Source organism: Chitinimonas violaceus (assembly GCF_052601015.1).
On the sequence record NZ_JBQXDJ010000001.1, the window covers coordinates 212564 to 234390 of the forward strand.

The 21827-nt window shown below is 55.0% G+C and carries 20 protein-coding genes; 10 read left to right on the top strand and 10 right to left on the bottom strand.

Translation table 11 applies throughout. The features are described 5' to 3' along the window. Positions 1 to 124: 124 nt before the first annotated feature. Positions 125 to 892, bottom strand: coding sequence for a TlyA family RNA methyltransferase (locus tag ACUHMQ_RS00925; protein WP_445293554.1), 768 nt, complete (start codon positions 890 to 892; stop codon positions 125 to 127). A gap of 196 nt (positions 893 to 1088) precedes the next feature. Between ACUHMQ_RS00925 and tfpB the strand changes: the two genes are divergently transcribed. From tfpB to ACUHMQ_RS00945, 4 genes are all read left to right on the top strand, one after another. Then, a complete protein-coding gene (gene tfpB / locus ACUHMQ_RS00930; RefSeq protein ID WP_445293555.1) occupies positions 1089 to 2870 on the top strand; it encodes a type IV pilus assembly ATPase TfpB in 1782 nt (593 codons plus the stop codon). Positions 2871 to 3212: 342 nt separating this feature from the next. Beyond that, positions 3213 to 4124: a patatin-like phospholipase family protein gene (locus tag ACUHMQ_RS00935; RefSeq protein ID WP_445293556.1), complete on the top strand. Its 912-nt coding sequence runs from the start codon at positions 3213 to 3215 to the stop codon at positions 4122 to 4124. After that, positions 4121 to 4453, top strand: coding sequence for a tetratricopeptide repeat protein (locus ACUHMQ_RS00940; protein ID WP_445293557.1), 333 nt, complete (start codon positions 4121 to 4123; stop codon positions 4451 to 4453). Before ACUHMQ_RS00935 ends, ACUHMQ_RS00940 begins: the two co-directional genes overlap by 4 nt. After that, a complete protein-coding gene (locus ACUHMQ_RS00945) occupies positions 4450 to 4677 on the top strand; it encodes an RNA-binding S4 domain-containing protein (RefSeq protein ID WP_445293558.1) in 228 nt (75 codons plus the stop codon). The genes ACUHMQ_RS00940 and ACUHMQ_RS00945 overlap by 4 nt, the downstream gene beginning before the upstream one ends. Before the next feature lie 14 nt (positions 4678 to 4691). On the opposite strand, the gene ACUHMQ_RS00950 is transcribed toward ACUHMQ_RS00945, so the two are convergent. The 4 genes from ACUHMQ_RS00950 to ACUHMQ_RS00965 all read right to left on the bottom strand — a co-directional run bounded on the left by ACUHMQ_RS00950 (position 4692) and on the right by ACUHMQ_RS00965 (position 8377). Beyond that, positions 4692 to 6428 (bottom strand): potassium channel family protein, encoded by a 1737-nt coding sequence (locus ACUHMQ_RS00950; protein ID WP_445293559.1) that lies wholly within the window; start codon positions 6426 to 6428, stop codon positions 4692 to 4694. A 12-nt stretch (positions 6429 to 6440) separates the two neighbouring features. Next, positions 6441 to 6824 (bottom strand): DUF6394 family protein, encoded by a 384-nt coding sequence (locus tag ACUHMQ_RS00955; RefSeq protein WP_445293560.1) that lies wholly within the window; start codon positions 6822 to 6824, stop codon positions 6441 to 6443. A 57-nt stretch (positions 6825 to 6881) separates the two neighbouring features. Next, positions 6882 to 7625 carry a pseudouridine synthase gene (locus ACUHMQ_RS00960; RefSeq protein WP_445293561.1) on the bottom strand — a complete coding sequence of 248 codons (744 nt, stop codon included), beginning with the start codon at positions 7623 to 7625 and terminating at the stop codon, positions 6882 to 6884. A gap of 200 nt (positions 7626 to 7825) precedes the next feature. Then, the gene (locus ACUHMQ_RS00965) at positions 7826 to 8377 is read right to left on the bottom strand and encodes a hypothetical protein (RefSeq protein WP_445293562.1); all 552 of its coding nucleotides are present in this window, start codon (positions 8375 to 8377) and stop codon (positions 7826 to 7828) included. Between the two features lie 148 nt (positions 8378 to 8525). Here ACUHMQ_RS00965 and ACUHMQ_RS00970 point away from each other — a divergent pair, with 148 nt between their 5' ends. Together ACUHMQ_RS00970 and ACUHMQ_RS00975 are read left to right on the top strand one after the other, a co-directional pair. Then, the gene (locus ACUHMQ_RS00970) at positions 8526 to 8951 is read left to right on the top strand and encodes an organic hydroperoxide resistance protein (protein ID WP_445293563.1); all 426 of its coding nucleotides are present in this window, start codon (positions 8526 to 8528) and stop codon (positions 8949 to 8951) included. A 232-nt stretch (positions 8952 to 9183) separates the two neighbouring features. Next, entirely contained in the window at positions 9184 to 9654 is a 471-nt protein-coding gene (locus ACUHMQ_RS00975) for a MarR family winged helix-turn-helix transcriptional regulator (protein WP_445293564.1), read from the top strand. 194 nt (positions 9655 to 9848) lie between these two features. Here ACUHMQ_RS00975 and ACUHMQ_RS00980 read toward each other — a convergent pair whose 3' ends face one another. After that, complete coding sequence (locus tag ACUHMQ_RS00980; protein WP_445293565.1) at positions 9849 to 10898, bottom strand: DctP family TRAP transporter solute-binding subunit; 1050 nt, start codon at positions 10896 to 10898, stop codon at positions 9849 to 9851. 157 nt (positions 10899 to 11055) lie between these two features. On the opposite strand from ACUHMQ_RS00980, the gene ACUHMQ_RS00985 reads away from it, so the two are divergent. Further along, positions 11056 to 13386: a PAS domain-containing sensor histidine kinase gene (locus tag ACUHMQ_RS00985; protein ID WP_445293566.1), complete on the top strand. Its 2331-nt coding sequence runs from the start codon at positions 11056 to 11058 to the stop codon at positions 13384 to 13386. A 16-nt stretch (positions 13387 to 13402) separates the two neighbouring features. After that, a complete protein-coding gene (locus ACUHMQ_RS00990; RefSeq protein WP_445293567.1) occupies positions 13403 to 14008 on the top strand; it encodes a response regulator transcription factor in 606 nt (201 codons plus the stop codon). 87 nt (positions 14009 to 14095) lie between these two features. Here the strand turns inward: ACUHMQ_RS00990 and secA are convergent, their stop codons facing one another. Beyond that, complete coding sequence (gene secA / locus ACUHMQ_RS00995) at positions 14096 to 16813, bottom strand: preprotein translocase subunit SecA (protein ID WP_445293568.1); 2718 nt, start codon at positions 16811 to 16813, stop codon at positions 14096 to 14098. Between the two features lie 144 nt (positions 16814 to 16957). Further along, positions 16958 to 17881, bottom strand: coding sequence for a M23 family metallopeptidase (locus tag ACUHMQ_RS01000; RefSeq protein ID WP_445293569.1), 924 nt, complete (start codon positions 17879 to 17881; stop codon positions 16958 to 16960). 65 nt (positions 17882 to 17946) lie between these two features. On the opposite strand from ACUHMQ_RS01000, the gene ACUHMQ_RS01005 reads away from it, so the two are divergent. Beyond that, a complete protein-coding gene (locus ACUHMQ_RS01005) occupies positions 17947 to 18387 on the top strand; it encodes a DciA family protein (protein ID WP_445293570.1) in 441 nt (146 codons plus the stop codon). 214 nt (positions 18388 to 18601) lie between these two features. Here ACUHMQ_RS01005 and waaA read toward each other — a convergent pair whose 3' ends face one another. Next, positions 18602 to 19867 (bottom strand): lipid IV(A) 3-deoxy-D-manno-octulosonic acid transferase, encoded by a 1266-nt coding sequence (gene waaA / locus ACUHMQ_RS01010; protein WP_445293571.1) that lies wholly within the window; start codon positions 19865 to 19867, stop codon positions 18602 to 18604. Continuing rightward, the gene (gene waaC, locus ACUHMQ_RS01015) at positions 19867 to 20832 is read right to left on the bottom strand and encodes a lipopolysaccharide heptosyltransferase I (RefSeq protein WP_445293572.1); all 966 of its coding nucleotides are present in this window, start codon (positions 20830 to 20832) and stop codon (positions 19867 to 19869) included. The genes waaA and waaC overlap by 1 nt, the downstream gene beginning before the upstream one ends. 205 nt (positions 20833 to 21037) lie before the next feature. Between waaC and ACUHMQ_RS01020 the strand changes: the two genes are divergently transcribed. Continuing rightward, positions 21038 to 21805, top strand: coding sequence for a glycosyltransferase family 2 protein (locus tag ACUHMQ_RS01020; RefSeq protein ID WP_445293573.1), 768 nt, complete (start codon positions 21038 to 21040; stop codon positions 21803 to 21805). The last annotated feature ends 22 nt before the right edge of the window (positions 21806 to 21827 follow it).

Consider the following 21827-nt stretch of genomic DNA (forward strand, 5'->3'; position numbering starts at 1 on the left):
CCGTATGGTGGCGTGGCGCGCTCAGAACTTGTTTACGATTTGTCGCGAGCGGCTGTCAGCAGGGTACCAGAGCAGCGCATAAGCCCTGATCACACAGGTTTGCAGTAAGATCGGAAACCGGTTCTCAGGGTTTGCCGAGCCACAGAAAAAACTCCCTGTTGCCATCCCCGCCCTCGATAGGGCTTGCGAACCAGTCTCGGCAGTGCAGCCCCAGCTGCATAGCCGCGGTTTCCACCTTGTTCTGGACATCAGCATAAAGCGCTGCATCGCGTACGATGCCGCCTTTGGCGATGCCTTCACGACCCACTTCAAACTGAGGTTTGACGAGCAGCAGGAATTGGCCGCCTGGTTTGACCAGTGGTGCGAAAGCCGGCAACACGAGCGTTAGCGAGATAAACGAGACATCGGCGACCGCGAGATCAAATGCTGTGCCGTTATTGGCCGCCAGAATAGCGGGTTGATCCAGCGAGCGCGCATTGACGCCCTCGAATTGCCGGACTCTCGGATCAGCCTGAAGACGTGGGTGCAGTTGATCGTGGCCGACTTCCACTCCAATCACATTGGCAGCCCCCGCTTGTAGCAGGCAGTCCGTAAACCCGCCTGTAGAGATGCCGATATCCAGGCAATGCCAGCCAGTGATGTCGAGGCCGGTATGGTCTAATGCGCCAGCAAGCTTGAGCCCGCCACGCGAAACAAAACGATCGGCCGGGTCGGGTTCTACTTCCAACTTTGCGTCGGGCAGAAGTTTCTGGCTGGGCTTGCCGATGGGGAGACGCTGGGTGGCTTCAATCAGATATACCCGCCCAGCGGTAATATACTGCTGGGCGGCGGTACGGGATGGGGCCAGGCCCAGTTCGGCAAGACGCACGTCGGCGCGGATCAGTTCAGTCATGCAGCGAATTTTAATGGCGATGACGGTTGCAGCGCGACAAGTCCGCAGGAAAGAGCTTAAATAAAAAGGAAAATGTCCGGGGGAGTGAGCCGTCCATGTAGCCGAGTGCATCCCGGTTTCTCTGCTGTACCTCGTATTACTGATTAAATGCAATCGATTGGTTATGAATAGGCTTGTATTTGCACCTGACGTCACTATGAAAAAATTTCTGCCAATCCGTGACTACGGGGACATGCGTCTCTCGCTCAAAGCGTTGGTTGATACCCTGGTTGCCGAAGAGCATGTGACGGCCGAGGTCGCCGAAGCGTTTCTGATCCCGGCGCGGACTTCGGCAAACGGTAAGACTCACCCCTTTACGGTGATTGCCTCGCAGGTCTGGCGTTGCGTCAAAACCGGCGAGGTGATGGATTCGGCCTGGTTAGGGCATTGGCTGGGGCAGAAGATCAAACTGCCCTACTTGCATATCGACCCGCTCAGGATCGATGTCGCGTCGGTTTCCGGTGTGGTCAGCCACGGGTATGCAAAACGCTACGGTATTCTGCCGGTGGCGGTTGATGTGATGTCGGTTACCGTAGCAACTGCCGAGCCTTTTGTGCGGGAGTGGGAGGATGAGCTGGGCCGTATCCTCAAGCGTGAGATCCGGCGTGTACTGGCCAATCCGGAGGATATCGCCCGCTATCTGCCCGAGTTCTACAACCTTTCCCGCTTCGTAAAGCAGGCTGTAGCCCAGTCTGGGCGACAGAGCCAGTTCGCCAACTTCGAGCAGCTTATCCAGCTGGGTCGTACAGGCAATGTCGATGCAAATGACCACCATATCGTCAGCTTGGTGGATTGGTTGTTTCAATATGCCTTTACCCAACGCGCTTCGGATATCCATCTCGAACCTCGCAGGGAAGCCGGCCACGTGCGTTTTCGTATCGATGGCATGTTGCACTCGGTTTACCAGGTACCGCCTGCAGTGATGAATGCCATCATCTCGCGCATCAAGGTATTGGGGCGGATGGATTTGGCTGAAAAGCGTCGGCCACAGGATGGCAGGGTGAAGACCAAGACGCCGGAAGGGCGTGAGATAGAGCTGCGCCTTTCGACTATGCCGACAGCGTTTGGCGAAAAGTTGGTGATGCGTATCTTTGACCCTGCCATTCTGGTGAAGGACTTCTCGGCACTGGGTTTTGGCGCGGAGGACGAGGCACGATGGCAGCAGTTTGTCCGGCAGGCGCATGGTATCGTCCTGGTGACTGGGCCGACAGGTTCCGGTAAGACGACGACGCTCTATACCACGCTCAAGCAGCTCGCAACAGAAGAGGTCAACGTCTGTACGGTGGAGGACCCGATCGAGATGATCGAGTCGAGCTTTAACCAAATGCAGGTACAGCACAATATCGACCTCAGCTTTGCCGAGTGTGTACGTACCCTGTTGCGTCAGGACCCGGACATCATCATGGTGGGCGAGATTCGCGATCGTGAAACTGCGGATATGGCAATTCAGGCTGCGTTGACCGGGCATCTCGTTTTGTCCACTTTGCATACCAACGATGCACCGAGCGCGATTACCCGGATGTTGGAGCTGGGTGTACCGCCATATCTGGTCAGCTCCACCGTGGTGGGGGTGATGGCTCAGCGGCTGGTAAGAACGCTTTGCCCGCATTGCAAGCAACCTGGTGCACCGCTTGAAGCTGAATGGAACGCCTTGGTCACGCCATGGAAGGCCCCGATACCAACAGGAGCCTATCGGCCGGTCGGTTGTCTGGAGTGCCGCAATACGGGTTATCTGGGGCGCCTGGGGTTGTATGAAATGCTGACCATGAGTACAGAGCTGCGTCGTTTGGTGGCCTCGGTGGCGCACCCTAGTGCGATTCGGGAGCAGGCGTTACGTGAGGGGCTTAAACCGCTCAAACTTGCAGGCGCGCAGAAAATCGCAGATGGCCTGACGACGTTAGAAGAGGTACTTAAGGTTGTACCGGCAGACCCCCAGTAGGAACCGGTCAAAGTCTGCTGCGCGTCGGCAATACAGCGTTGAAAACACCCTCGGAATGCTCATTTACTATTTGTAAACTCCGCTTCTTCGGCTTTTTCCGCCTTGTCTTGCTTTAGCTCGCGGGACTTTGACGTGACTCTAAAAGTTTGTCATCGGGGTGCCAGGAACCGGAATGTATGCTGCATTGAAATAAAATATGTGGGTCCTCAACTTAGTGCAGTTATCGGGCGTTACTCGCCGCTCGTCATGGCGCTCACGTGATGGCGAACAATATGCAGCATTGATGGCCCAAAGTCTGAATAATAACGCGCTGTACGCTTCCCCTATTTTTAACGGAACACCATGCAACGCCGCACCTTTCTGTTTGTTGTCCCTCTCTTACTGACTGCTTGTGGTATCAACAATCCGCCTCCACCCACGATTCCGCCTACTGTAATTCCTCCGCTGACACCTCCCCGGGCGCTGATTCAGCCGCGCATTGGTATTGCGCTGGGCGGTGGTGCAGCCAAAGGCTTTGCGCATGTGGGTGTGATCAAGATTCTGGAAGCGCAGAACCTGGCGCCGGTTGTGGTGGCGGGTACGAGTGCCGGTAGTGTCGTAGGTGCTTTATATGCCTCGGGCCTCGATGGTTTTGCTTTGCAGGAAAAGTCCTTTGCTTTGGATGAGACCCAGGTTCGTGACCTGACCATGAGTGGCGGTGGTTTGGTCAAGGGCGAGAAATTGCAGGATTACGTCAATCAGCTGATCAAGAATCGGCCGATCGAAAAGCTTGCCCGTCCGTTTGCGGCGGTGGCGACCAACCTGGATAGCGGCAGTCGTGTGTCGTTTACGCGTGGTAATACCGGCCAGGCGGTGCGTGCTTCGTGCAGTATCCCTGGCGTATTTCTGCCAGTCTCTATTTCCGGAAAGCGCTATGTCGACGGTGGTGTGGTAAGCCCTGTACCGGTGGATGCTACGCGTGCATTGGGTGCAGATATTGTGATTGCGGTTGATATCTCCGCCAAGGCGGAACATGGTAAGCCGGCAGATGGCATAGCATCGATTCTGAACCAGACGGTTACCATCATGGGCCAGAAGCTGGGTGGGCAGGAGCTGGCCCGGGCAGACGTCGTCATTACGCCACGTGTGGGCCGTATCGGCGCGAGCGATTTTGACCAGAAGCATGTGGCGATTCTGGAAGGAGAGCGTGCGGCATTGGCGGCGATGCCGGCTGTCCGCGCTGCCATTACCAAATGGCAGGCAGCGCAGAAATGATCGCTCAACTGGAAAAACTACTTGATGGTCCGCGGGATGGTGCGTTACTGCGTTTCTCGTTGGGTAATGAATACCTGAAAGCGGGCCAGCCAGATCGGGCAGTAGCGTTTTACCGGGATGCCATTGCACGTGATGCAAGCTATTCGGCGGCTTGGAAGGGGTTGGGCAAGGCGTTGGGTGAGGCAGGCCAGTTGGTGGAGGCGTTGCAAGCCTATCGGGAAGGCATCGAGGTTGCGACATCGCGTGGCGACAAGCAGGCAGCAAAGGAAATGACAGTTTTCGCGCGCCGTATCGAGCGGCAGCTCAATCAATCAGATACCCAAAAATGAATCAGCATACTTTTACGCTCAGTTCCGACTTCATTGAGCTGCATAATCTGCTCAAGCTTTTGGCCATTGCTCATTCTGGCGGTATGGCCAAGCAGATGGTAGCCGAGGGCTTGGTGGAAGTGGATGGAGAGATTGAATTTCGTAAGACCCGCAAGGTTTATGCCGGTAGTGTGGTGCGGGCATTCGATGAGGAGATTCATGTTGTAGCGGCTACTGGAGGCTAGTGCTCACTGAATACCTAGCCAGTCATTTCCACTGCATCTTCTTTCGTCTGGCGGGCATTACGCCTTGCTTCCAACTTGCGGAATAGCCAGCCAGCGGGCGGTTCTACGCCGGTGCGTACATAGTCGATAAGCCGGTATTGGTTAACAGTGGCCTGCTGCGCCAATCGTGCCGAGGTCCGACCGATGAACAGTATGCGGGTACCGAAATACAGTGGGGTTTCAGGTGGTGGCAGCAGAATTTCGTTATCGTTCTGGATGATCAGCAGCGGCAGGCAAGGTAGTTGATGGCGTGGTGCATGAGGATCGACCAGTAAGTGGCGAAGCTCGAGTGGGGGCGTGGGGTTGACCATCAAGGCGTACATGGCGCCCTGATGGTTTCCATTGAGCTCGACCACCCAGTTATCCGGCACTTGTGTGCCACACAAAGATTCAATTTCCCGTAGCAGCGCTCTGGCCCAGACTTCACTGCTCAGTCGAATCAGCTCCATGAAGCGGGCGAGCGTGGGGGTGGTCATGGCATTGAGGCATTCCTGCGCCACCACTTGGCTGCGTATAACAGTTACGTCAGCCTTGAAAGACTGGAACAGCAGATGGTTCATGGTCAGGTTCTGCCTGGCTACCACGAAAAGATCGGGGTTGATCTGGCGTGCAGTGGCAATGGCTGACAAATTGTTGGCATCGTGGTCTGTGCAAGCGACGATGCCAACAGCCCGCTCCAAACCCGCTGATTTCAGGGTTGCAGCATCTACGCCAATACCGACAATGTATGCGTCGCCAGGGAGGTCATCGGGGGCATGGAGGTCGATCACCATGACGGTTGACCCTTCTGCATCGAGTGCGGCACGTACAGCGTGGCCAAAGCGGCCATAGCCTACGACTACCCAATGACCGCGCGGTGGGTTTACCAATGGTGGCAATGGTTCACCTGGGAAGCTGTTCAGCACCGACCACAGGCGGCTGGTCTGTGGTGCATGCAGTGCCATGCGAAAGCGCTGGCCAACAGCATCGAACATATTGATGACCCGGTTGGTGCCGAAGCTGGCCATGTTCTCCGCAACGGCGTGGCTTTTGGCACGGCATACCGAAACCATCTGAGGTCGTAACACGTAGGAAGTGATAGCAATCGCCAGATTGGCTTGTTCGTCTCCAGTCAGCGCCAATACACCACGGCACTGTGGGTGGATGATGCCCGCGGTCTGTAACATTTCCGGGTTGGCTGCATTGCCAGCGTAGACCGGCACATCGAAACGGTAGTCGGCAAACAGCACATCGTTGATGCGATCTTCTCGCTGTTCCAGCACGACAAAACCCAGCCCTCGGGTATCCAACACCTTGCCAAGTAGCCGCCCAGTCTGGCCGTAGCCACAGATCAGGTAAAACGGTTCACCCAGGCCGCGTACTTTGTGAGCGAAACGTGCCAATTGCACTGCTTGTTGGAAGCTCTTGTCCTGCAGGATGGAAAACAAGGTGCCCAGGCCAAATGTCCAGCCGATGACTGACAGGTAAATACACACCACCACCCACATACGTTGCAGGTAGGTGAAGGGAAACGGCACCTCACCAAAACCGATAGTGGTGGCGGTATAGCTGATGAAATAAAAGGCATGGAAAAAGTCCATGCGATACGGCTGGCCTTGGTCGTCTTTGCCTGGAATCAGTACCAGACCCAGTACGGCGATGGCATAGATCAGGATCAGTGTGATCAATGGGGCGCGCATGCGCCGCAAGACTTGGAAGAAGATATTTGGCATGGCGGCTTGAGTCTAGCGGCGCACTTGCAATGTCTCGCCGATCAGCAATACGACGGACACGACATTGGCCATCAGCGCTCCGCCTGATAGTGAGACCACGCTGGATGTCACGCCGGGCGTCATGCCGACCCCGGAAACATACAGGCTGTACCCCCATAAGCTGGCAGCTGCAACTAACTGAAGGTCCGCCACCAGACTGGTAGCCAAATGCAAAGCGCCGACCTGGGTTCTATCACCAAACTTCAGTACCGTGGCAATCAGATTGACCACGATAGCGGCAAACAGCTCGAACACGTCGTGTTGATGCGCCACATCCAAGTCGCCAATGAAAAAGCCGAAGTTCAATGTGAACGCCAGCAGGATGAAGAAGGCGAAGATGACTTTCTCGAGGCTCATATTGGCTGCATACAGGGACAAGGATATTGCATTGTAGGGCAGACCAGGGTGGACAGCTCAAGACGGCGTGTACCCTAATTGGCTTAGGGCGGTTGCATCAATCTCGCGCCACTGTCCCTCCGTTAAGCCTACCAGGCAGCCTTCGTCCAGCTGTAATGTGCCCATTGCCAGACGGTGCAGCCCCTCGACCCGGTTTCCCGCTGCAGCCAGCATGCGCTTTACCTGGTGATATTTGCCCTGGTCAATGGTGAGGTCCAGCGTTGTGTCGGTCAGCTTCTCTGCGGCAAGCGCCACCAATGGCGCTGGTTCATCATGTAGCTGCACACCGGTCAGCAAGGCGGATATCTGGGCTTCGTCTACAGGATGCCGCACCGCTACCCGGTAAGTTTTTGGTACATGTCTCTTGGGTGAGGCAAGCGCGTGGTTGAAGTTTCCATCATCGGTAAGCAGCAGTAAGCCAGTGGTGTCTGCATCCAGCCTGCCAACCGGCTGTACACCACGTTCCATGAAATGGGGCGGTAAAAGGCTGAATATGCTGCTGTGGTGCTGGGGTGCGCGCGAACATTCAAACCCCGCAGGTTTGTACAGCGCCAAGTAAAGATGCCGTCGCCAAGGCCAGGAGGCGGCATTGATGGTGAACGTGAGACTGGGTGGTGTAAATAACGTATTGGCTTGCGAGCAGGGATGCCCGTTGACTTTGACCTGCCCCGTTTCAACCAACTGGCGACAAGCCTTTCGGCTACCGAACCCTTGTGATTGCAGAAGGCGCTCCAGAGGTTGAGGCTTATCGAGAGTAGGCATTGGCAGCAGAAGCAATAGAAAGAAAATGGCCCCACCCGAAGGTGGGACCTTGACCTACATGATAAGCCATCTCAGAACCTGCTTACGATCTTGCTGCGCAGCTGTAATAAGGCTCCCCGCTCTGCCCCCCCAAAAGGGCACGAATTGCTAGGGAGCTTTGTACCAAACAGTTCCTAGGTACGGAGGCAGGGCTGGTGGGCCTATTCTTCCCATTGATCGTACCGATAAAAGGAACTGCTTCGCCATTGCCGGTGTTCGTCCCGACCATCGCAGTCACAGGGGCGGTGAATCTTATATTGCCAGCCAGGCCCTGGAGGTGAGGTCTCGACGAAAATGACTCGATCACGGCGCTGTTCTGGCAAGTAGATGATCTGAGGGGGGGAATACGGACGACTCGTTCCCCGAATGTAAATCGGCGTTATTCGCTGTTCCGGCTCATTTACCCGGATTTCAAGACGGGTCTGATTTCCGACGGTGGTGCCTAAGTAGCCGCTGACGACAGGTCGAGATACAGCCCAATTCTGGCTTTCCTGCTGGAATATCTGCACAGGAGCGATGGTGTTGGTTTCTATGCTCCACGTGGTGTCAGCAAGCGCAGGCATGCCGAGCAGACAGGTGCTCGCGATCAGCAGATTGATTGACTTGCGCATGATGGTTATCCCGTAGAGATCGCCTTGTGGGCGTAGATAATGAACATTTTGCAGCTTTCTGCCTGAATCTTTACTGAACTGGATGCGGGTAGCAGGAGTCAATTAGCAATTGATGAAATAATGTCCCGCCGGTGAATGCATAGCAACACTTATAAATTTTAAACAAATAAATAGTGTAAAATTTATAAGTCATCTAATATCGTTCTTGCAGCACAACAACCATCAACCAACTGTAAGCAAAGGAAACATCATGTCCGTAACAGTGCTTTACACCGCTCAGGCTACCGCTACCGGAGGTCGTGAAGGCCAGATTGAATCATCCGATGGCGTGCTCAAAGCCAAGCTCGCCATGCCTAAAGAAATGGGTGGTGCAGGTGGTGCTGCAACGAATCCGGAACAACTGTTCGCTGCAGGATACGCAGCGTGCTTTGAAAGTGCGGTGCGCTTTGTGGCGAGGCAGCAAGGCGTCAAGATTGAAACCTTCTCTGTTACTGCCCGTGTTGGTGTTGGCCCACGCGACGCCGGTGGATTTGGCCTTACCACCGAGCTTGAATTGATCATGCCGGGTGTGGATCGGTCTATTGCCCAACAGTTGGCCGAAGTCGCCCACCGTGACATTTGCCCGTACTCGCATGCCACGCGTGGCAACGTCGACGTGAAGGTCAGCGTCCGTTAATACTGTCTGGTTCTACCTGGCCGCCGTGATTGGAAACGCAATTTTTGCAGAGCCTGGGGTGTAATCCTGGGTTCTGTGCGGTTGCTCTCCTTCAAATGGCTGTTTGCAATGGTTCGTGGACATGTCTTGAGACTTGTTTGCGAACTGTCCCGATAAGGTCTTACGTTGACTATTCGTATTAATACTGTGCGTATGGCAGCCCTATATGTCTGTTACCTCGAAAACTGAAATCATGTCCCCCGCCAACGTTTCTGCTTCACCTGATTGGTTGCGGCTCGATGCCCAGCTTTGTTTTCGTCTTTATGCCGCTTCGCGTACGGTTACCCGTTGTTATCAGCCACTGTTGACTGAGTTGGGACTGACTTATCCGCAATACCTTGTGATGCTGGTGTTGTGGGAAGAGGACGACTTGACCGTCAAGGGGCTTGGTACCCGGTTAATGCTGGACTCCGGCACCCTCACGCCCCTATTGAAGCGACTGGAAGCGACTGGGCTGATTGGCCGTGAGCGCAGACCTGAGAATGAACGCGAAGTACGATTACGGCTTACTGAGGCCGGTCGTGCGCTCCGTATCAAAGCGCAGGAGGTGCCACCAGCTTTGTTGGCGGCATTGGGTTTGAGCCTGGACGAGCTGGATGAGATGCGTCTGATGCTGGACAAGTTGCTGTCCAAGGCGGAGCCGGAGGCAGCAGAGCAGGAATAGTTAGTCCGCTGGTTGGTTACCTTAGGCTTGTTCAAAGTCTCGTAAGCTAGCGAGAGGAAAGGTGAAAACACTCAGGGAAGCGGAGTTTACTAGAGAGTAAATGAGCATCCTGGCGGTGTTTCCAATGTCTTATCGCTGACGCGCAGCAGCCATTGAACAGGTTCTGCTGTGTAGCAATTGGTGGCTGGTACCAATCAAGGCTTCGCAACAGGATGGCGGATAAGCTTTATCGCATCGCCATTTGTTTGCTCTTGAGGAGCCTCGGTGGCGATGCGATAGATGCTTTCGATCAAGTCGCTGCCGATGACTTTTGTGAATTGACGATGCACGGGCAGCATTTGTCTGCGCAGTCGTTCGCGTTCACTGGGCGGAAGCGCGTAGACCTCGGTTTTTCCTGATGCGCGAATCCGTTTCAATGCCTGATGGTTCTGCTCGACGGCTATCTTTCGTTCATAGCGTGTAGCAAGACGCAGCGCTTGTTCAAGATCTCGGCGGACATCGTTGGGGAGGTCGGACCAGTAGCGCTTATTGACCAACACAACGTAACCAAGATAGCCGTGTTGTGACAAGGTGAGGTGTTTTTGCACACGCGCCAGTTGCTGGTTTTCGAAATGTACTGCGGGGTTTTCAGTGCCATCGACCACTCCGCGCTCCAGCGCAGGGTAGATTTCAGCAAAACTGGTGGGTTGCGGTACTGCGTTCAAGGCTCGCATTTGTGCATCCAATACCCTGGAGGTTTGAATGCGCATTCGCAGACCGCGAAAGTCTTCCAGCTGGCGCAGAGGTTTGTTGGCCGAGAAATGTTTAAAGCCGCTGTCCCAGTAGGTAAGCCCTATCAAGCCTTTATTCTCCAGCTGTTGCAGCAAGCGCTGGCCAATCGGTCCATCCATTACACGGTGCAAAACAGTTTCGTTGGGGAAGAGATATGGCAGATCGAATACCTCGAACTCGCGTATGCCAAGAGAGGCTAGTTTTGATAGCGAAGGGGCAAGTATCTGAACGGCATTGATCTGTAGCGCTTCGAGTTCCTGGCGTTCTTGAATGAGCTGGCTGTCTGGGTAAACCAGTACTTTCACCCTGCCTTGGGTGATGGACTCCGCAAGCTCCTTGAATTTGATGGCCGCTCGACCTTTGGGTGAGTCAGATGCCATGGCATGACTAAACTTGATGACGATGGTATCTGCTGCCTGTGCCATGAAAGGCAATACCCATGCAGCAATAAACAGCAGATGGAACCAACGCATTCTTTTTTCCTGACAATCCGGGGTGATCCTTGCACTGCGGTGCAAGGCCAGTAATTTTGTGAAGACAATCCCGGCGAAGGTTACTGCTTTTGGGGGATTGCCCTATGCGGGAAACCCCCAGGCGGCATATACCGCTGGCTAGAATAGGGTTCTGTTGATGAAACGTAATACCAATCTCCCTCGTCCAGCCCGTTGGCTTTGGGCAATGCCCAATTTGGCACTGATATCCTTTTTGGCTGTCGGTGTGGCCTTATTGTGGTTTGTGCGTACAAACGAGCGTAATGCCCAGCGCGATGCGCTTATTGAGGATGTGCTTTGGCAGGAGCAGGTACTGCGTACTGAGTTGTCCAGCAGGCAAAGCCAGCTGGAAGGTCTTGCCCATGACCAGGTGCGGGGTGATTTGAGCGAGGGTAGTTTCTACGGCCGAGCTGCTGCGATTATGGCTAACAGCCCGGAAGTCGTGGCTATCGCTTTTGCTGATGAGTTTGGCGAAGCAGTTTGGAGTTATCCGGCTTTGTCGCTCGCTCCCCTTCATCAGGTGCCTGCTGCGCTGGAGCCGATGCAAAGAGCCGCCCGCATCGGTTTGCCTGCCAGCTCGCCACCTTTTAATTACCCTGGGGCTGGACAAGTCGTGGCGATGGCGTTTCCCGCTGTACAAGGGAACCGCACTACTGGAGCCTTCATCGCCCTGATTTCGCTGCGTGGCTTGTTGAATACCTATGTCCCCTGGTGGATAACCCAGCGTTACCAACTGGCGTTTCTTGATATCGAAGGCAACATCCTGGCTGCCCGTCCTGATCAGACCCTGGACAATGATGTCAGTCTCAACAGCTACGATATTGCTTTCGACCCTCCCGGCTATGGCCTGCGTTTGCGAGCTGTTGTTTATCAGACCGGATGGTCGTTTTGGCAGCATGCCTTGTACGGCATGCTGGCGGGCTTGTCGGCGTTGATGCTCTGGTCGCTATGGGTATTGAAGCGGCATATGCGGGAGCGACTTAGTGCAGAACGTGCCCTGCAGCGAGAGATGAATATGCGCAGGGCGATGGAGGACTCGCTCGTTTCCGGCATTCTGGCGACCGATGAAGAAGGACGTACCCTGCATGTCAATCGCGCGTTTTGCCGTATGGTGGGTTTTGAGGCGGAGTGGCTGCTGGGCTGTCGGCCTCCTTTCCCATTCTGGCCCAATGAAACGCGTGTGCATTGTGAAACGGTATTTCAGGCGATTCTGCGTGGCGAGTGCCCGGTCAATGGCGTCACCATGCGATTTATGCGCCGGAATGGCGAGCGTTTTGATGTCCGTCTCTATGCCAGCTCGCTGATCGACGGTGAGGGACGGCACACGGGCTGGGTGGCCTCCATGACGGACACCACGGAATTGAATCGGGAGCGTGAGGCGCTCAAAGCGTCGCATGTACGGTTTGTGACGGTGCTGAATGGGTTGGATGCTGCTGTAGCGGTGACGGACAGACGAAGCCATGAGCTTCTGTTGTCCAATCGTGCTTTCAACGAGGCATTCAATCTGGCGGAGGCGGATGGGCCGTTCTGCGCGCTGCCTTTGCGCGAAACCGACCCTGAGAATGAATGGTGCGATCCGATATTGGGGCGCTGGTATCACAACCATCGTCGTGAGACTATCTGGGTTGATCAGTCGCATGTCTGGCTTGATATCGCCACCGATGTGACCGAACACAAGATGGCGGAAGAGCGTGACCGCTTGCAAGCGGAGAAGCTGCAGCAAACCGCTCGCCTCGTTGCCATGGGGGAAATTGCTTCCAGCCTGGCTCATGAACTGAACCAGCCTTTGGCTGCAATTTCCAGCTACAGCACAGCTTGTCGAAATCTTGTGGGGAGTGGCCAGCTCACACCATCGGAGCTGGATGACGCCCTTGAGAAGATTGTCGAACAATCGCGCCGTGCGGGTGCCATCATCCGTGGTATCCGGGAGTTTGTGCAGAAGCGTGAACCCAAACGGTCGCCATGTCGTGTCGGTGACTTGGTCGATACGGTACTGTCATTGCTGGCTGCGCCGCTGAACAGGCATGGTGTGCGCTTGGTCGAAAAACGTCGGGCTGATGATACGGAGTTGTTCGCTGATCGCGTAATGCTTGAACAGGTGTTGTTCAATCTGTGCAAGAACGCGATTGAAGCAATGGCGGATGGCGAGCAGCCTCGCCGCATCCTAACCTTAGAAACACAGAGTCGGGATGGCTGGCTGGATATTGCTGTTGCGGATCTTGGTCCCGGTATTGCGCCGGAAGATGTGGAAAAATTGTTCATGCCGTTCTACACCACGAAAGCGGAAGGGATGGGCATGGGTTTAAATATTTGTCGTACCATCGTTGAAAATCATCAGGGGCGGCTTTGGGTAGAAGCTCGGTCGCAAGGCGGTAGTCGTTTTGTGGTCAGCCTGCCCATCAATCCGGCCCGCGTGCTTGTGTCCAAGCCGGCTGCTTCAGCTGAGCAACCGTCTGAGCCCGCTAAATAACTTAAGGAAATCAAATATGTTGTCTGACCCTCGCATCGCTCTCGTTGATGATGATGCTGCCGTTCGCGACGCCTTGAAGTGGTTGTTCGCATCACGTGGTCATCAACTCGCTTCCTTCGAATCGGCTGCTGCCTTGTTGGCGGACCGTGATGCCAGCCGTTTCGGTTGTTTGGTGCTCGATTTGCGCATGCCCGGTATGGGTGGTCTGGAACTCTTCCAGACATTAAGCAACCGTGGTTACTGCCCGCCCACTGTCTTTCTGACGGGGCATGGCGATGTGCCGCAGGCGGTGGCTGCGTTGAAGCAAGGGGCTGTGGACTTCATTGAGAAGCCCTTTGATGACAATGCGTTGGTCAGCCTGGTGGAAAACTGCCTGGCGCTCGACGGTGATCGCCGTGGGTTGTACGAGCGGCAGCGCCAGATAGAGCGCCGGCTTGGAGAATTGACCCCACGTGAACGTGAAGTGATGGCTTTGTTCCTGGAAGGCAAATTGAACAAGCAGATTGCCGATGCGCTCGATATCAGCATGAAGACCGTTGAGGTGCATCGTGCACGTGTATTGGAGAAGATGGGCGTCAAGTCCGCGGTTGAACTTGCCAATCTGCTCAAGGAAATGGGCTAGACCGCCCAGTATTGTGTCTAGTGCTAATCCCTGAAAGAAAAAGCCGCCCAGATTGGGCGGCTTTTTCTTTGGATGTAAACCCTGTTATCAGGTCAGTTTACCGTGACAATGTTTGTACTTCTGCCCGGAGCCACATGGGCAAGGATCGTTACGGCCAATCTTGTCGAATTGGCGTACCTGGGGTTGAGCCGCTGCGGGTTGTTGTTCCGGGTGGACCTTGGCCAGTGCTTCTTCATAATCCGCATGATGGTATTGCACTGCTGCGGGTTCTTCGTGCTGCTCAAGCGCCGCAACGTCTTCTTCCGAGCGAATCTGCACAGTCATCACCAACTGCACGACATCTCGGCGAATACGCATCAGCAGGCCTTCGAACAGCTCAAAAGACTCACGCTTGTATTCTTGCTTGGGGTTCTTCTGGCCATAGCTGCGCAGATGGATACCTTGGCGCAGATGGTCTAGCGCAGAAAGATGTTCGCGCCATTGCTGGTCCAGAATCTGAAGCATCAAGGCACGCTCGAAGTGGCGCATCACATCGACGCCAACACGTTCGGTCTTGGCGGCGTAGGCAGCTTCGCCTGCATCGACAACACGCTTACGCACGGTTTCGATTTCCAGTGTGGTGTCTTCCTTGAGCCATTGCGCTACGGGCACTGACAGTTGGAATTCTGACAGTGCTTTGTCCAGCCCTGCCGTGTCCCACTGCTCTTCCATACTGCCGGGCGGGAGATATTGATCAACCAGATCTCCCATCACACCTGTACGCAGATTGCTGATGGTTTCCGCAACGTCCGTGGAATCGAGCAGATCATTCCGTTGTGCATAGATGGCTTTACGCTGCTCGTTGGATACGTCGTCGTATTCCAGAAGTTGCTTACGTATATCGAAGTTACGGCCTTCTACCTTACGCTGGGCGTTTTCGATAGCGCGGGAGAGCAGGCCCGATTCGATCGCTTCACCTTCCGGCAGATTTAAGCGTTGCATCAGTGCACCGATGCGTTCGGCAGCAAAGATACGTAACAACGTATCTTCCATGCTCAGGTAAAAACGGCTGGAGCCGGCATCGCCCTGACGACCTGAGCGGCCGCGCAACTGATTGTCGATACGACGGCTTTCGTGCCGCTCGGTGCCGATAATATGTAACCCGCCGGCAGCTAACACTTTGTCGTGCAGCACTTGCCACTCGGCGCGCAGTTTGTCGATTTTCAGGCGCTTTTCGGTCTCGGACAGTGCTTCATCACTTTCGATGACCTTGATTTGCGGCTCGATATTGCCACCCAGAACGATATCGGTACCGCGCCCCGCCATGTTGGTGGCGATGGTAATCATGCCTGGCCGGCCAGCCTGGGTGACGATCTCGGCTTCGCGGGCATGCTGCTTGGCATTGAGCACGTTGTGATCGTAACCGGCAGCCTTCAGCTGGGTCGAAAGCAGTTCGGAATTCTCGATCGAGGTCGTACCGACCAGCACGGGTTGCCCACGATCCTGGCAGCCTTTGATATCGAGCACGATGGCATTGAACTTCTCAGCCGAGGTGCGGAAGACCTGGTCGTTCATATCCTTCCGAACCATGGGTCGGTTGGTTGGGATGATGACGGTTTCCAGACCGTAGATCTGTTGGAATTCGTAGGCTTCGGTATCGGCCGTACCAGTCATGCCAGAGAGCTTGCCGTACATACGGAAGTAGTTCTGGAAAGTGATCGACGCAAGGGTCTGGTTTTCCTTGTTGATCGTCACGCCTTCCTTGGCTTCAACGGCTTGGTGCAGGCCTTCTGACCAACGCCGGCCTGGCATCATCCGGCCGGTGAATTCATCGACGATGACGATTTCGTCATCCTGCACCACATAGTGTTGGTCTTTATGGAACAGCGCATAGGCACGCAATGATGCGTATAGATGGTGCATCAGGCCGATATTGCTGGTGGAATAGAGACTATCGCCTGGGGCAAATAAGCCCGCATCAGCCAGCAATTGCTCGGCATGTTCATGGCCTGCTTCGGACAGCACGACTTGGTGGGCTTTCTCGTCCACCCAATAATCGCCTTCGCCTTCCTCAGTTTTTTGCGGCACGAGCTTGGGGGCGATGAGATTCATGCGGGCGTAGACATCAAGATTGTCGTCAGCTTGGCCCGAGATGATTAGTGGAGTACGAGCCTCGTCGATCAGGATCGAGTCTACTTCATCGACGACGGCGAAGTTGAGGCCGCGCTGCACACGTTCGCTGGTCGCGAAGACCATGTTGTCACGCAGGTAATCGAAACCGAACTCGTTGTTGGTGCCGTAGGTAATATCGGCTGCGTAGGCTTCCTGCTTCGCATCGTGCGGCATTTGGCTTAGGTTGATACCAACCGTGAGGCCCAGGAAGTTATACAGCTTGGCCATCGTGGTCGCATCGCGCTGGGCCAGATAGTCGTTGACGGTTACCACATGAACGCCCTTGCCGCTTAAGGCATTCAGGTAGGCGGGCAGTGTGGCGACCAGGGTCTTGCCTTCACCGGTACGCATTTCGGCAATCTTGCCATCGTTAAGCACCATGCCGCCAATCAGCTGTACGTCGAAATGGCGCATGTTCATGACGCGACGGGATGCTTCGCGGCATACGGCAAATGCTTCCGGCAGAATAGTCTCTAGCGCTTCCCCCTTGGCGATGCGCTGCTTGAACTCCTCGGTCTTGGCTTGCAGGTCGGTGTCCGACAATGCCTGCATGCTGCTTTCCAGGGCGTTGACTTGCCGAACCGTGGCGCCGTATTGCTTGAGCAACCGATCATTACGGCTGCCGAACACTTTTTTGAGGAGAGAAGGGATCATCGTGTATCCAGGTGGGCATTCGCCCTGGTGCTTGTCGAAGTAGTGCGCCGAAACGCAAAAACAAGGCGGATCGAAACCACCGATCCGCCGTGATATCCAATCATTGCTGAATCAGCCACGCATATGGTGCTGGAAGCAGCAATTTCAATCACCTGCTGGCGACAGTGTCGCCGTTGTTGCATCGGGCCGCTTGGCCACATTCAAAAAGAACAAAGGATTCTGCGGAATGCCCTTGTAACGGATCTCGAAGTGTAGATGCGGTCCCGTTGATCGACCGGTATTGCCCAAGAGGGCGACCCGATCCCCGGTTTTTACCGTTTCGCCCTCTTTCACCAACAGGCGCGAGGTATGAGCGTAACGGCTGGTTATACCATTACCATGATCTAGCTCGACGATATTACCATATTCATTATGGTACTCCGCCCGCAGCACCCGCCCTCCTGCTGCGGCGAAAATCGGTGTACCAATGTCGCCAACAAAGTCGATGCCTTCATGGAAGGTCTGACGGCCATTGAATGGGTCGATACGCCAACCGAATACCGAAGACCTCAGCCCGGATAAGGTGGGCAGATTCGCCGGGGCTTGAAAAGTATTGAGTTTGCGCTGGGTGAGGATGACATCAATCAGACCAAAATGATCGAGACTGGTTTCAATTTGTTTGTCAGCGCCAGAAACGCTGGCCATTAGCTCCTGCAAGCTCATGAGTTTCTCTGGCAGGGATGAGGTCGCGCCACCTTGAGGTGCTTCGGTACTGCTTTGAAAGGGTTTTGGGTCGATGCCGGTCTGATCTGCAACCCGTTTGGTAAGGCCATCGAGACGTAGGAGCTGTGCCTGCATCTGCCCCAGTTTGACTGCAAGCAGGTCGATTTGATGCTGTTGCGAGATGGACGTACCAGGGATGGCTGGCAAGCGGACACCAAAGGAGCGGGTCAGGGAATAAGTCGCCCAGCTTGCCAGGGTCAAGGAACCCAGGATCGCCAAGCCGACAAATGCCCCAAACAACCACAGATGACGAGGCCCAAGCGTAATGGCTCGCGAAAGGCGATTAGAAACTAAAATGATATTCATGCTTTGCGAGTATCCTTTCGTGCACTGGCACAACCGGTTAATCGGCCAGCAATTACCTACCTCTTATGCGTGACAACACTTTTCGCCCCCTCCTGAGTTCTCCTGAACTAGCGCGGCTGCAACATCTGGTTGCAGAACAGCGGCGGTTGGAAAACCTATGGCAAGTCACCCTGCCACCGGAACTGGCCGGCATGAGCAGTGTAGTTAGCATAGAAGGGGATTGCCTACAGGTGGCAACGCGCAGCCCTGCGCTGTTAGCCAAATTCAAGCAAATGGAAGCACGCCTGGTAGTACAGCTTAATGACGTTGGCGTGAAAATTAACGCAATCCGTTGGCGGGTACAAGTCGAACTTTTACCGCATCAGCAGAGAAAAGCAAAACCAAATCTGGCGCTTAGTGAAGCAGCACTGTGTGCATTGGATGAGGCGGCCAAGTCGTTTTCCCCCTCGCCATTGCGTGATGCATTTGCGGCGATGGTGGCTAAACGTCGGCATCCACCATATTGATTAAGTAGCTGTTGCGTTGATGCTTCATTCGTAGAAAATCAGCTTCAGATTCTGTAGGAATGATTCGATTTATAGAGCCTGTCGAAAGTCTCGCGAGCTATATCAAGGCAAGGCGAAAACGTGCGAGGAAGCGGTGTTTACAAGTGGTAAATGAGCATTCCGAGGATATTTTCAGGGCTGTATCGCTTGCACGCAGCAAGCTTTGAACAGATTCTTAGGGTAGTAAGGCTATAACCCGCTGCACTGCCCCCTGATGTTTCCCAACAAACGCCAATCCTGCTGCTTGCATCTGCTCACGTTTCTCTGTGTCGGAAAGCAGGCATCCTATCCCCTCAATGACTTCAGTCGCCGTCTGGTGCTGAATGACAGCACCCAGCGTCACAGCCTCCCGCACAGCATCTGCAAAGTTGAAGCTCGATGGCCCGATCAGCACCGGCAGCCCTTGGGCACAGGGCTCAATGATACTGTGGCAACCAAACGGCAACAGGCTGCCACCTACGAATGCGACATCGGCTGCAGCATAATAGGCAGCTAACTCCCCCAGGCTGTCGCCCAGCAGCACCTTGGTATGGGTGGGCAGCGGTGTTTGGCCGAGCCAGGTACTGCGCCGCTGAGTTACCCAGCCTCGCTGGGCTAATAATGCAGCCACCTCATCAAAGCGTTGGGGATGGCGAGGAACAAGCAGCAACAGGCTGTTATCTGGTAACTGTGTTTGGGCTAAGGCATCAAGCAGTAAAGCCTCTTCGCCTTCACGGGTGCTGGCTGCTACCCAAATGGGGCGATTGCCGAATTGTTGTCGCCATTGCCTACCCTGCGTGATGAGGTCTGCATCCACAGTCATATCGAATTTGATATTGCCACTGACCACTGGGTTGATTGCTACCAGTTGGCGCAGCCGTTGGGCGTCATCTTCCCCCTGGGCTGCGATACCGCTGAGTTTCTTCAAGGCCGGCCCTATCAAGCCACGTACTTTCAAGTAGCCACGTAACGACTTTTCTGAGAGACGCGCATTCAGCAAATACAGGGGTGTTCCAGCGGCAGCGGCGCCATGCAACAGGTTCGGCCAGATTTCCATTTCCATCAGCACACCAAAGCGAGGTTTGAAATGCTGCAGAAAGCGGCGGACTGCGCCAGGTAAATCGTAAGGCAGGTAGGCCACACTGACGTTACTGTCATCACCAAACAACTGGCGGGCAGTATCGCGACCCGTTGGGGTCATCTGGGTCAGCAGGATGTGGTGATCGGGATAGCGTTGCAGTAAGGCACGGACCAACACCGCCGCTGCACGAGTTTCGCCTACTGATACGGCATGGAGCCAAATGATGGGGGCGTTCGGGGGGGGCGGGTAATATCCGAGGCGCTCCATCCAGTGCTTGCGGTAGTCGGGTTGCTTGGCACCTCGTCGCCACAGGTAGAAAAAGGCCAGCGGCAGAGCTAGGTACCAAGCCAGGCTGTACAGAACTCGCCAGAACGCAGCCATCAACGTCTCGCCGCCAGTGCTGCGCTGACCACTTCACGTACAGCTTCTACACTGGGCGGTTGTTGTACCCCACCGAGGCTTTGCGAAAAGGTACGGGCAGTTGCACCAGCATGGTGGGGGTCGGAGTCGCAAAAAATCCCCACTGTTGGTGTATCCACTGCTGCGGCAAGATGCATCAGGCCAGTATCGACACCAATCGCGACTTGGGCATCTGCCAGAAGTCGTGCTCCTTCCACCAGTGAAAAGCGAGGCGGAACCAGGCTGCCGGGCAAGGCTTCGGCCAAGCGCGTGGCGCGCGCACGCTCCACTTCATTCCCCCATGGGAAGACTGGTTGCAGACCATGGGCGAGCTGCAGCCACTGGCAGAGGGCGATCCAGTTGGCTTCTGCCCAGAGCTTGGCGTCGCGTGCAGTGGCGGTGAGGCAGACGACATAAGGTGATTTGGGTTGCCATTCGAGTTCCAGCTTGGGTGGTTGGATGCCGTAATCCAGTTTTCCTTCCGGGGTATAGCCCAGGGCTCTTCCGGTAATGAGGCGGTTACGTTCGATGACATGTATGGGGAGAATGTCGAATCGGCGATCGTAAAACAGGCAGGCCAATGGGTCGCGCACGGTATGTCGCGAATAACCCACCAGTGCTGCGCCACTCAGCTTGCCTACCAGGGCGCTTTTGAGTAACCCTTGGCTGTCGATGGCGATATCGTAGCGTCCGTTTTCGATTGCCATACGGAATGCCCGCATCTCTACCCAGTTGCTCTTGGTAAAGAGACTCTTGCGCCAGCGCCTTAAGGCGAAGGGGATAACTCGGTTTACTCCCGGGTGTAGGCTGGCCAGACCGACAAAAGCCTCTTCTACGACCCAGTGAATCTCGGCATTGGGGAAATGACCACGCAGTTCGGTTACGGCGGGAAAGTTGTGGATGATGTCGCCCATGGATGACATCCGTATCAGCAGGATCTTCGGCATGGCGCGATTATAAAGGGAGGCCGGTAGTCGGTTAGAATTCGTGTGCAGAGAACCGGTGCGTGATCTTGCCGCGCAACCGTGATCTGGATTTCTGTGTCGCGCTGCACCCTGCTGCTCGCGACGGACGTAAACAGGTTTTTGGCGCTTGCCTGACTTGTTTACAGCAGGCTTGCCAGCCAATCTTTTAAATCCACTACAAAGCACCATGCAAAAACTCAGTCTCGTCCTGATCACCAAGAACGCTGCTTCGCAATTGGAACCCTGCCTCAAGTCGGTCCGGGGGGTGGTGGACGAGATTGTTGTGGTCGATTCAGGTAGCGTCGATGCAACGGTGGCATTGGCCGAACGCTATGGTGCACGCATCATCCATCAGGATTTTCTTGGGTTTGGGCCGCAAAAACGGCTGGCGGTGAGTCTGGCCAGCCATGATTGGGTGTTGTGCCTTGATGCTGATGAACGCCTTACCCCGGAGTTGGCCGCATCCATTCGTACCGTATTGGCCAATCCGATGTATGGTGCGTATCGCATTGCCCGCCGCAACAGCTTCTTTGGCCGCTATTTACGCCATGGAGAAGGTTACCCCGACTGGAATATCCGCCTGTTCGACAGACGCCGCGCCAACTGGACTAAAGACATGGTGCATGAGTACGTTCGTTCAGAGGGCGACCTGGGCACTGTTGCCGGTGACTTGCTGCACGATTCCGCAGAAGAAATCGGCAGCTATATCACCAAGCAGAATCGCTATACCGATATCCAGGTTGACCAGCTCTTCAAAGCAGGTAAACGGGTAGGTGTAGGGAAGTTGATCGCCTCGCCGCTGGCACGGTTCATACGCTTCTACCTATTTCGCAGCGGCTGGCGTGATGGAGTAGCTGGTTTTGCTCATATCGCCATAGGCAGTTTTTTTGCGTTTGTGAAATATGCCAAATTGCAGGAACGCTGGCGACAGCACGAGGTTCAGCAGCATCGCTAGTCGGGAGTGACTGGTAAGTTTT